8 protein-coding genes are annotated in these 12098 nt (G+C 62.8%); 7 read left to right on the plus strand and 1 reads right to left on the minus strand.

The annotated features are described in order from the left end of the window. The first annotated feature begins 164 nt into the window (after nt 1-164). From GKE62_RS10640 to GKE62_RS10665, 6 genes are all read left to right on the plus strand, one after another. Nucleotides 165-2132: a nucleoside-diphosphate sugar epimerase/dehydratase gene (locus GKE62_RS10640; protein WP_230206632.1), complete on the plus strand. Its 1968-nt coding sequence runs from the start codon at nt 165-167 to the stop codon at nt 2130-2132. 228 nt (nt 2133-2360) lie between these two features. Then, nucleotides 2361-3638, plus strand: coding sequence for an O-antigen ligase (locus tag GKE62_RS10645; protein WP_230206633.1), 1278 nt, complete (start codon nt 2361-2363; stop codon nt 3636-3638). Nucleotides 3639-3723: 85 nt separating this feature from the next. Then, complete coding sequence (locus GKE62_RS10650) at nt 3724-5958, plus strand: polysaccharide biosynthesis tyrosine autokinase (RefSeq protein ID WP_154692225.1); 2235 nt, start codon at nt 3724-3726, stop codon at nt 5956-5958. Nucleotides 5959-5989: 31 nt separating this feature from the next. Further along, nucleotides 5990-7156 (plus strand): tetratricopeptide repeat protein, encoded by a 1167-nt coding sequence (locus GKE62_RS10655; RefSeq protein ID WP_154692226.1) that lies wholly within the window; start codon nt 5990-5992, stop codon nt 7154-7156. A 100-nt stretch (nt 7157-7256) separates the two neighbouring features. Beyond that, nucleotides 7257-8528, plus strand: a complete 1272-nt coding sequence (locus GKE62_RS10660; protein WP_255453313.1) for an oligosaccharide flippase family protein — start codon at nt 7257-7259, stop codon at nt 8526-8528. Nucleotides 8529-8570: 42 nt separating this feature from the next. Beyond that, nucleotides 8571-9461 (plus strand): FkbM family methyltransferase, encoded by an 891-nt coding sequence (locus GKE62_RS10665; protein WP_154692228.1) that lies wholly within the window; start codon nt 8571-8573, stop codon nt 9459-9461. On the opposite strand, the gene GKE62_RS10670 is transcribed toward GKE62_RS10665, so the two are convergent. Continuing rightward, nucleotides 9453-10571 carry a glycosyltransferase gene (locus GKE62_RS10670; RefSeq protein ID WP_154692229.1) on the minus strand — a complete coding sequence of 373 codons (1119 nt, stop codon included), beginning with the start codon at nt 10569-10571 and terminating at the stop codon, nt 9453-9455. The genes GKE62_RS10665 and GKE62_RS10670 overlap by 9 nt on opposite strands. Nucleotides 10572-10747: 176 nt before the next feature. Between GKE62_RS10670 and GKE62_RS10675 the strand changes: the two genes are divergently transcribed. After that, nucleotides 10748-12091, plus strand: a complete 1344-nt coding sequence (locus GKE62_RS10675; RefSeq protein ID WP_154692230.1) for a hypothetical protein — start codon at nt 10748-10750, stop codon at nt 12089-12091. The last annotated feature ends 7 nt before the right edge of the window (nt 12092-12098 follow it).

Genomic DNA, 12098 nt, shown 5'->3' on the forward strand with positions numbered 1-12098 from the left:
CGCCATTGAAAAGGCAAGCTCTGCAGAGGCTTAATGCGCGGAGCGCAGTAGCGTAGCTCGACGCAGCCCTCGACAGTGGCAGCGGGTTCGTGCACAGGGCGGCCAACCGCGATGGCGGTGCGGGTCGTAGATCGGCCGGCAACGAGATTATCGCCGCTCCCTGCATGCGCTCGGACACCCTGATGGCCCCGATTGAACTGAGAATTCCCCAGCCCCTGCTAGAGCGCGTGCTGGCGATGCCGCGGCTGCAGAAGCAGATCACGGCAATCACGTTCGACGCATTCCTGTGTTTGGCGAGCGTCGCGATAAGCTATTACCTTCGGCTGGGGTCATGGATTTATCCGGCCGACGCGCAGGCTCTCTCCTACCTATTGGCAGTTACGCTGGCGCTGCCACTGTTCGCCATTTTCGGTCTCTACAGGGCGATCTTCCGCCATGTCGGCGCCGCCGGCATCGCTTCGGTGGTCCAGGCCTGCGCGGTTTACGGTGCGGCTTACGCCACCCTCTTCACCTTCATCGGGATCGAAACGATCCCGCGCACCGTAGGTCTCATCCAGCCAATCATCTTCTGCGCGCTGCTCGTCGGGCTGCGGGCGCTTGCCGGCTACACTCTCGGCGTGTTCCACGGCCGACCGCGCGCGGGTCAGCGCCGACGCGCTCTGATCTACGGCGCTGGGGGCGCCGGACGACAGCTGGCTGCCGCGCTGGCAAACTCGCCTGAGATGCAGGTGGTCGGTTTCGTCGATGACGACACCTCGTTTCACGGCCATGTCGTCAATGGCAAGCCCGTATATCCCGGGGATCGCCTTGCCGCGCTGATCGAACAGCTCGACATCGCCGATCTCCTGCTGGCGATCCCGTCGGCGTCGAGGCGCCGCCGAAACGAGATCATCGAGGGGCTTCTGGGTACGTCAGCGGCGCTCCACACACTGCCCGGAGTCACCGACCTCGCCCGCGGGCGAGTGACGATCAACGATCTGCGCGAACTCGACATCGAGGATCTACTATGGCGTGATCCGGTTCCGCCCAACGGACTTCTGCTGGGACGCAACGTCGCCGGCAAGCGGGTGCTGGTGACAGGCGCGGGAGGGTCCATCGGCAGCGAATTGTGCCGTCAGATACTCAATCTCGGGCCAAGCGCGCTGATCCTCGTCGATTCCAGCGAATACAATCTCTACGCGATCGAAGCCGAGCTCGAGCAGCGTCGCCGGGTGTCGGGGTCAAGTGTGCGCGTGACGGCGATCCTGGCCTCGATTGGCGACACCGAGAGAATGGAGCGCGTGCTCAAAACTTGGCGGCCCGAGACGATCTACCACGCCGCTGCCTACAAGCACGTGCCCCTTGTTGAGCACAATCCCGGCGAGGGTGTCCGCAACAATACCTTCGGGACTCTGACCATGGCTCGCGCGGCGATCGACGCCGGGGTGGGTGACTTCGTGCTGATCAGCACAGACAAGGCGGTGCGGCCGACCAACGTCATGGGCGCGTCCAAGCGCGTCGCCGAACTCGTCCTACAGGCGCTTGCCGCTCAGGTCAGGCGCGGATCCGGTACCAAGTTCTCGATGGTACGGTTTGGCAACGTGCTGGGCTCAAGCGGTTCGGTTGTGCCGCTGTTTCGCAGGCAGATCCGCGCTGGCGGACCGGTAACCGTGACGCACGCCGAGATGACGCGCTATTTCATGACGATTCCCGAGGCCGCGCAACTCGTCATTCAGGCTGGCGCGATGGCCCAGGGCGGCGAAGTCTTCGTGCTCGACATGGGCGAACCGGTGAAAATCCTCGAGCTCGCGCGGCGGATGATCGAACTATCGGGCCTCACGGTACGAGACAGGGCCAATCCCGACGGCGACATCGAAATCGCCGAGGTGGGCCTGCGGCCGGGAGAGAAGCTCTACGAAGAGCTGCTGATCGGCGACAATCCGGAGCCGACAATCCATTCGCGGATCATGAAGGCGAACGAAGCGATGGTTCCCTTTAGCAGGCTCGAGGAGCACCTCGACAAGATCCAAGCCGCGCTCGACGCTCACGATCCCGTTCGGCTCCGTGAAGAGCTTCATCGCCTTGTCCCTGAATATGTGCCTAGCCAGGCCCCGACTACGCAGGTTCCGGCGGATGCGCGCATTGCCGGCTAAACGACAGACTGCCCGCATGGGCCCGCGATTGCGGCTGCGGGCAAACCTGCTAAAGGCGCGCGCACAAATCGCCTTCGGGCGAACTCATATGACACGCTGAACCGGATAGCTGTGCGACATCTCCTGAAGACTTTGGACCGCCATGGCGTTCGTTACTGGATGTTGGCCGGCTACGTAGTGCTGCTTTTTCTTCTTGGCGGCGGTGCGCGCGAGGACTTGCAATCCCTGGTGATTCTTCGCCCCCTGTCGATCCTGGCTTGCGCCGCGGGAATACTCTCCCTGCGGCGCGACGATTGGAACCGCTATCGAACTTTGTTCCTACTTGTCAGCGCGACGATCGTGCTCGTCGCGACCCAGCTCGTGCCGCTACCGTCGGCCGTCTGGCACGCGCTGGCTGGGCGCGAAGTGGTTCGCGAGATCGACGCCGTTGCCGGGCTTCGGGACGTCTGGCGTGCGCTTAGCATGGATCCCGGGATGACCTGGAATGCTCTGTTTTCGCTTAGCGTGCCCCTTGCGGTCCTGGCGCTAGCGGCGGGGCTATCCGGTGCGGCGTTGCAACGTTTGCTCAGTCTGCTTCTGATCGTCGGCTTGGTCAGCGGCGTCCTGGGAGTGCTGCAACTTGTCGGCCCGGCGCATGGGCCGCTCTACTTCTACCGCGTCGCCAACTTCGATTCCGCGGTTGGCCTGTTCGCAAATCGCAATCACCAGGCGGCGTTTCTCGCCTGTCTTTTCCCAATGCTGGCGGTCCACGCGTCGCAGCGGGTGGCAAATCCTGACGCCAGCCGCCGGCGCACTTGGAGCGCGCTGGTCGCCGGCGCGATTCTGATACCGTTTCTGCTCAACGCCGGTTCACGCAGCGGGTTGCTGCTGGGCGCAACGGGACTGGCCGCGGCCTGGTTCCTGTATCAGCCACGTCAGTCCGAGTTTGCAGCTGTACGCACTGCGAAGCCGTCACGGGCGATGCCTGCGCTGATTGCTGGCGGGGCTCTCGCGCTAGTTGGCCTGACGGTGATCGTCACGCGAGCCGCTTCGCTTCGACGGTTGCTACAAGGCGAGGAAGGCGGCGAAAATCGGCTGCAAGTGTGGGCGCCGATCGCGCGACAGGCCTGGGATACTTTTCCTTGGGGCACCGGATTCGGCAGCTTCGCTGCAGTCTTCAAGGTTATCGAGCCGCGTGCCAACCTCGACACGTCCTATCTTAACCACGCGCACAATGACTGGCTTGAGCTGTTCCTCACCGGCGGCCTAGCGGGGTTGCTGCTGCTTGCCGCAGCGCTCGCGGCAATTGCGCAGCGGGTATGGCGGGCATGGCGTGCGGTGCCCGGCGCGGGGTCTTCGGAGGCTGTCGATTTTGCCCGGCTCGGTGCGGTGCTGCTGGGGTTATTTGCCATCGCCAGCCTAGTCGACTATCCGTTGCGAACGCCGTCGCTGACAGCAACGGCGATCATAGCGCTTTTGTGGTTGTGGCGCGGCACCGACCACTCGCCGGATTCCCGCGGCACGTGAGTTCGATGCTTTCTCTTCGTAAGACAGCTGCTTACAAGGCTTACCGCCAGCGCCCCCGCCCCACCATCGCTTTCCGGATCATTCGATGAACGCTCTTTCGCCCGATATCCCTTCCTTCACCCCGCCTGCGGATGGGCGCGCGGCAGCGACCGGGCCCGACGTGCCGATCCTCCTATATTACTGGCAGATCGCGCTTCGCTGGCGCTGGATCATTCTCGGAATCATTGCCGCCTCGATCCTGGCTGGCGTGGTTGTGACGCTGTTGATGCCACGCCAGTACACCTCCCACGCTCGCGTCGAGATTAGTCGCCAGCAGAAAAACATCGTCAAGGTTGATTCGCTGGAGCCCGAACAAGCGGGACGCGACCTCGAGTTCTACCAGACGCAATATTCCCTGCTCCAAGCGCGCTCGCTAGCCGAGCGTGTGGCCCGCCAGCTTCGCCTTGCCTCTAGCGACGAGTTCTTCGCGGCACACGGGGTTGAGCCGTCCGGCGGGACGTTATTCGGCGACCGCGCGCAGGGGGCAACCACGGCTCAGCGCCAGGAGCGCCAGGAGCTGGCGGTGGACCTGCTGCTCGACCATGTCGAAATCCTGCCGATTCGCGGATCATCGCTGGTCGACGTCAGTTACACCAGCCAATCGCCGCAAGTCTCGACGAAGATCGTCAATGCGTGGACCCAGCAGTTCATCGCGGCGACCATGGACCGGCGCTTCGCCTCGACCGCCGATGCGCGACGCTTTCTCGAAAACCAACTCAGCGAGTTGCGCGGCAAGCTCGAGCAATCGGAACGCGAGACGGTCAACTACGCCTCGGCCAAAGGCATCGTCACACTCAGCCGGACCCAAGGCGATGATGGCCGGACACGCACTGAGAAGACGCTCGCTTCCAACGATCTCGAAGCGCTCAACACCGCGCTAACTCAGGCGACTGCCGATCGCATCGCGGCGGCGAGCCGGGTGGGAAGCAACGGCGCGGCGGTGGCGCCCGAGACCGGGGGAGCGCTTGCCAACTTGCGGCAGCGCCGCGCCGAGCTGGCTGCCGACTATGCTCGGCTGATGGTCCAGTTTGAGCCATCCTACCCGGCGGCTCAAGCAACCCAGCAGCAGATCACCGCGCTCGACCGGGCAATCCATGCGGAGGAGGGGCGGCTCTCAAACGGGCGCAGCGCGGAATATCGCGAGGCGGTGAAGCGCGAGACAACGCTGGAGGCGCGCGTCGATTCCTTGCGTTCGCAGCTCGACCAAGAGCAACGCAATACTATCCAGTATAATATTTACCAGCGCGAGGCCGACACAAATCGGCAACTCTACGACGCGCTGCTGCAGCGGTACAAGGAGATTGGTGTCGCCGGGGTTGAAGCCAACAACATCGCCATCATCGATCCCGCGATCCCCCCCACCGCGCCCTCCTCTCCTAACTTAGCGCTCAATCTCGTGCTTGCGCTGCTCGTCGGCTTGGTTCTCGCGGGAGTCGCGACGGTGGCCCTCGAACAGATCGACGAGGGGTTGCGCGATCCGGCTTCGGTTTCTCGCAAGCTCAGCGCGCCGCTGCTCGGCAGCATTCCAGACGCAGAGGAAGGCGATGCGCTCGAGCTCATCGGGGACCGCAAGTCAGAGTTGTCGGAAGCCTATTTCAGTGTCGCCTCAAACCTCGCCTTCTCTACCGATCATGGCGTGCCGCGCTCGTTCATGGTCACCAGCACACGACCGGCGGAAGGTAAGAGCACGACCAGCTATGCGCTGGCGGCAATGCTCGGGCGGACTGGAAAGCGCGTGCTGCTGATTGACGCCGACATGCGCTCGCCGTCGCTGCACACGTTTTTCGGTTTATCGAATGCGCAAGGCTTGTCGAACCTCCTCGCTGGCGCCGAAGATGCGCAGAAACTCGTCTATCCAACACGAATCAACGGCCTTTCGCTCCTTGCCACCGGGCCGATTCCGCCCAGCGCGGCCGAGCTTCTAAGCGGCGCTCGATTTGGCGAGCAAATTCGGCGCATGCTCGAAAGCTTCGATCACGTGGTGGTCGACTCGCCGCCGGTGCTAGGCCTGGCCGATGCTCCGCTGATCTCGCGAGCGGTGGAAGGCTGCGTCTTTGTGACCGAGGCCGAAGGCGTGCCTGTACGCGGCATTCAGACTTCGCTTGACCGTCTACGCACCGCCAACGCCACCATCTTCGGGATCATTCTGACCAAACTCAAGCGCACCCATGCCGGCTACGGCTACGGCTACGGTTACGGCTACGGGTACGGGTACCGTTATGGCGATGGCGATGGCGACGCGGTACCGAGCCGCAGTGCCGGTGAGACGGCCGCTGCCTAAGCCAACGTTAGGAGCGCGCAAACCGGCTCGGGTGGCCGCCTGGCTAGCGGCCGTCGCGCTGGCCGGGCTGGCCGCGATCCAGTCGTTCGCCTTGGCGCTTGGACCGGGTGGGGTCGACACGGCTATCGCGACTGGCTGGGCCGGCGGCGAAAAGTATGCCGCCAAGGCCGCGCTGAGCTATATCACGAATGCGCGGACCCCCCCCTTTGCGGAAATCGAGCGGCTGTCGCGCGAAGGCCTGCGTCGCAAACCTCTGAACCCCGCTGCGTTGACCTTGATCGGATTCGCGCGAGAGCGCCGCGGCGATGAGGCCGGCTCGCTGCGCCTGTTCGAGACGGCTCAGCGCGTCTCGCGGCGCGATGTCCTGACCCAGCTCGCTTTCGTTAACGGCCTTGCCGCGAAGGGCGATCTGGCTGGTACGCTCGACCACTATGACGTGGCGCTGCGGACCAACAACAGCGCAGTTGAGCTGATGACCCCGATCCTCGGCAACGCGATGCGCGACACGCGCATCCAGAAAGGCTTCGCCGGTCTTGTTCGTCAGCGCCCACCGTGGCTGCTCGTGGTGCTCGACAACATGAGCAGCACGACACAGTTCCCCGGGGGACTGGCGAAGTCGCTGGCGCTGGCCGGTGGTCTGCCACGCACGCCACCGTTTCCCGAGATCGAGCAACGCCTGTTGGCGCGCGTACTCGCAAGTGACGGGCCCATCGCGGCACGCGAATACTTCCTCTCGCTCCCCGGGGCGCGAAGTGCCGACCTGACCACGCTGAGCTTCGACGCGCGAACGACCAATCCGGACTTCGCTCCGTTAGTCTGGACCGAGATAGCGGATCCCAACGCTAGCGGCGCCTTCGTCCGCGATGGCGGGATGCTCTCGCTCCAAGGCTCGGCAGCGCCCAATTCATCGGGCGTGCTGGCGAGCCGGATGATGTTCCTCCCCGCAGGGCAATACCGGGTCTCAGGGCGCAGCGCTGTCAACGGCGATCCCGGCGCCGCCCTGACGATGACTATTCGATGCCTGGTTGACGGACGCGATCTTGCGAACTGGAAGGGGAAATTCGGCACACCGCTTCCGCCGCTGACGATCACGCCGGCGTGCGCGACGCAAAAGGTCGATGTTATGCTTGGGGCGGGCGAAGGCTCGAACGGCGCGGAGGCCCGACTGACCGGGCTTAGCCTGAAGCGGGGCGGCTGACGGCGTTGCGGGACGGGCGACGACAGGCATGCCGGAAGTGACACAAGCGTCCGCGGCGGGTGTTGCCGGACCTCTCGCGGGAGAGGCCGACCGACCCGGGATGGTTCGCGCGGGGGCATTCGCGCTCGGGCTCAAGGGCGCGTACGTCGCTGCTCAATTCGGAGTGGGTGTTCTGTTGGCCCGGGCGCTGGGACCGGTCGGGCTGGGAACATACGCCTTCGTCATGGCAGTGGTCCAAGTTTTGGTAATCGTCGGCCAATGGGGCATTCCGGCACTGCTGATGCGGCGCGTCGCCATCGACATGCAGGCCGCAAAGCTCGCCGACGTGAAGTCGAACGTGTCGAGCGGGCTTGTACTGGTCACCCTGACCGCGCTGACCGCGGGCGCCGCGTTTTTCGTCGGGGCCTCCCTGATCGAACCCAAGCTAATTTGGGCGAGCGTGCCGGTCATCGTGTTGGTCATAACCATGGCGTTAGGCAGCACGATTGGCGGCGCTCTGCGCGGCTTTGGTTATATCGTGCCGAGCCTGCTTGCCGAAGAGACGTTGCGCCTTTGGCTGCTGGTGATCGTGCTCGCCGGAATGTTGGCGTTAGGATCGCCGCTGACAGCAAGGACTGCACTGCTGATTCACGCGGTTTGCGGCGTCCTCGCCCTCGTAGCGGGAGCCGCTCTGCTACTTCGCCTAACTCCCGGGCCGCTGCGCACCGCCAAAAGATCGCCGCGGCTTCGTGCGACAGCGGTGCAGGGCTTTCCGTTCCTATTGCTCCTGAGCGCCCAGACGCTGAGCTATCAGACTGACACGATCATGCTTGGCTTGCTCAGTCCCGGGGCCCCAGTTGGGCTTTACCGAGCCGCGTTTCAGGTCGCCGAGGCTGTCGGCATCCTACTGTTCGCGATCTCGACCGTGATTGGTCCGCATTTAGCCCGTGTCGGGCACAACCCGGCCCAACTCCGGTCCATCCTTGTCCGCGCGCATCGGGTGGGGGTAGGGCTGGTCGCTCCAGGACTGATTGTGGTGCTGATACTTGGAAACCGGTTGCTCGGCTGGCTGTTCGGAGTGGATTTCGTAGCCGCCACGTTCGCCATGCAAATTCTGGTCGCAGGCAAGTTGTTCTATGCCTCGACTTGCTTCGTCGGCTTGGCGCTGAGCATGATGGGCAGGGCTTGGGCGGCCGCCACCATTTCGGCGGTAGTGATTTTCGCTAACGTAGCGCTTGATCTGATCCTGATTCCACGCTTTGGCATCGACGGCGCCGCGATTGCCGACGCAACGAGCAATTTCCTGGTCGCCGCTGGCGGAGCGCTATACTTGCGACGGCTTTTCGACGGTAGCGGCGTCACCGCTTTCGCCATAATCCGGCAACGGTCCTGACCGAGACCATTCGCGCGCAACCTCCCAAGGAATCGAGAAAGCATGCTTGTCCGCATTGACCAGGCATTGGCCTGGCATCTCCCAGGAAATCTGCTGAAGGACCTTTACCCGCGAGGCATGCGCCGACTTGCCGAACACGGCCTATTTCGTGGCACCCATCGGGTTCGAACGCGCTTCGGTTTTCGGATGGCTGTTAACCGGCTCGACGCAATCAAGTGGTGCATCTACTATTTTGGACAGTTCGAGCCTCGGATCAGCCGGGCCTTCGTGAACCTTCTGCAGCCCGGGGACATTGCGATCGATATCGGGGGAAATGTAGGGTATCACACGCTCCTTGCTGCCAAGCTCGTCGGTCCAAGCGGGCGCGTCCTTGCGTTCGAGCCATCTCAGCGCAATTTCGCCGAGCTGTGCGACAACATCGCCCTGAACGGGTTTGACAACGTCGTTCCGAGCCGAGTTGCGGTGTCCGATGTTGCTGGGACCGTCGAACTTTATTTCGGGGGCGAGAATGAACAAGGCAACTCGACTCTTTTCCCCAGCGAGGCAGGCTGGAGTTCGGAGAAGGTCGAAGCCATTTCGTTCGCGCAAATCGCGGATCGGTGCGAGCTGGAGAGGGTCACCCTTATCAAGATCGACGTCGAGGGTGCAGAGGGCCACGTCATTCGCGGGATAGTCCCCTATCTGTCGAGGCTGAATCCAGAGTGCGTGATCTTTCTGGAGATCAGTCCTGGCAACACCGGGCATGGAGAGGAATTGCTCGCACCGTTTCTCCAGCACGGATTCCATGCTCGGATGATCGAGAACGAATATAATCCGGAGTTCTTTCGCAGCGACGAAGCGGTCGTGTTGCGCGACCTTAGCCTCGTCGCGGGAAGGATCGTCGACGTGGTGTTGACGCGCGATCCCGCAAGCTTGGCCCGCCTATCAGGCTGATTTCCGCGCTGCCGCCGCGCTTCGCAGCACATACAGCCCGTGGATGTTGGCTTCGACATACGATGCGAAGCTTTCGTCCCAGACTGCGCGCGCGCGCCGGCCTGCTGCGACGATTGCGTTCCTATCCGCAGCGAGGATTTCGAGCTGGCCCCGGATTGAGCGTGCGCCATCGTCGACGGCCCAGCCAGTCCGCTGCGCCTCGACCTTGGCCCCAGGAGGTGTTCCCCTCGAGGTCAGCAACGGCCGCCCAAGGACGAGGTGCTCGTAGTATTTGTTGGGGGCTGCGAAGCGGTGATTCTCGACGGAGAGGTAGTACAGCCCAAGAATGACATGGCAGCGGGCCATCAGGGCCATTCCAGCGCGGTGTTCTACCGCCCCATGGAAGACAATCCGCTCGCACGTAGCGGCCGCTAGTCTAATTCGGCCTTCAAGCGCTCCGGCGCCTGCGACAACAAGCCGGTAGCGGGGGTCCGAAGCAACGATTTCGAGCACATCCTCGAGACCGCGATGCCACGCTTCGAGGTTTCCGAGATAGCCAAGGGTCAACGGCTCGTCGGCATCGACCGGATCAGCAGCCCATGCGAGCGCAGGCACGTTCTCTACGACAAGTAGATTGGCGCCCTCGCGAATTCCGTGCTGGCCCCGACGGGTCGGGTCGGCGATGATCGTCAGTGCAGCTTTCGCTGCAAGCAAGCCTTCGAGCTTTCGCGCAGCCCTTGCCGCCGTGTTGCGCAAACCTCGCGAATCCGGGTAGCTGTCGTAGAAGTCAACTATCACCGGGATCCTAAGTAACGCTCCGGCGAGGTAGGCCGTCAGCGCTGAGTCGAGATCGACGGCGTGAATACTGTCAATCTCCCGACGCAGCCGCCACACCGTCCCGACGATCGCGATGTTCCACGCGACCAAGCCCACAAGATTGCCCCAGCGAGCGCCAATGGGGGCGGAGCGACGGAACGGTATCAAGTTGTCGTGGATGCGCGACGATTGCACTGCCGGGTCGCGCTGCCAAAACAGTATCTTGTAAGCGGACCCGCGCCTCTCCAGCGCCTGCACATACCTCGCCAGACGTGAGTCGGTCGCGACTTCGATCGAGCGTATGAACAGTCTCACGGGGTCCCGTCGATAGTTAGGAGAGTTCGGCAGTGGCGCTTGCTACCGTTGGCCAGTCCCCATAAGGAGCCGGCTATGCCCCCGCAAGTTGGTTCAGGGATCCCGCGCCCCATAGCGACGTGTGCCAAAGCTCGCTACTCGCTCGCGCCTGTTGTGAGGCGTCGAGTCGTGTTGCGATGAGCGCCGCAACGTTCGCGTGGCTTTCTCTGGTCGTAAATGGCTCGTTGCTGGGCTGGATCTTTCTGCGCAAGTCGTTTCGCCCGAGCCAGTTCTTTGCCGCCACCGCGCTTTTCTCTTTCGGCGTACGCCCTTTGGCGTCCGAATCCTGCGAGTTTTTCACGCCGTTCTATTATTTCGAGATTGGCCTCTATGAGCGCGGCGTGATACTTGCCAACGTTGGCCTGACGGTTTTTATCGTCGGCCTTTTTATTGGCGCCCGCCCGATACGACAGGGCTTCTCGGTCGATACTGTGCAGCTCGGCTATTTTGCCGAGTTCCTGCTAGTGATCGCCGCACTGCTCGATGTTGCCGCATTGCGGCTGTTTGGCACGGCTATTCTCCCAGGGGTTCGCACCACTGGCTTGCAGCAGGCGGCGTCCGGCAGCCAGATTTTCTTTGCGGCGGTGAGTGCGGTGACCGTTCTCGGCATGGGGCTTTCGGTGCTGTGCGTCCTGACCCGGCGACCCGGGATGTCCCTTGTACGGATGGTCGTCCGCATCGCCGGGTTCTTCCTCATCTCGATGATCTTCTACCAACGTGGCGCGTTGCTTGTCGGAATCGTCTTCGGGCTGTTCCTGATGGGCTTGTACGACAATCGGTTCTTTGTCAGGAACAAGGTCCGGCTTGTCTCTGTCTTCGCCGGCATGCTGCTGTTGGCTACGCTCGGGCGACAGATCATCACGGAGATCGTCGCGCTGGTTGAACCGAGCGTGGCGATGGCCGAGCAATCGGCCCCCGGCGCCAACTACAGCTTCGCGTGTCGCGTCGCTAATACTGCGAACCAAGAGCACGACCAAGTTTGGCCGACACTGCTGCCTTACGTCGACCAATATGGCGCCGACCATTTCGCAAACGTCACTGCGGCAATTTTCCGCCCCTTCCTTTCCGCCACTCAGCGTGACCGCCTAGGGCTGACGACCTCGGTTGATGCGCTCAACATCTACAACGATTCTCAGTCCTACCTGGATCTCAACTTCGGCTTCTCGATCTCTGTCATCCAGTATCACTACTACTCAATGGGCTTGCTTTTCGTAATTTCGCTCGCGCTAGCGGGCTTACTTACTTCGCGGATCGAGAATGCGATCGACAAGGGGCGTCGCAGGGAAATCGATCCGGCGTACCTCGTCCGCGCGGTGCTCGTGCTCAACGGCTCGTACCTGCTCAACGGCCCCTTCGATGAGCAGCTCAAATGGGCGCTGATCAATTCGGTCGTGGGGCTCGGAAGCATTGCCGCCTACCTCGCGGGCCGACGCCTGTTTTTCCCGCAATACGGTCTGGCCCCAGACCGCGCGCAAGCCTGACTCCGCC

The sequence above is a fragment of the Novosphingobium sp. Gsoil 351 genome (assembly GCF_009707465.1).
Lineage (GTDB): Bacteria > Pseudomonadota > Alphaproteobacteria > Sphingomonadales > Sphingomonadaceae > Novosphingobium.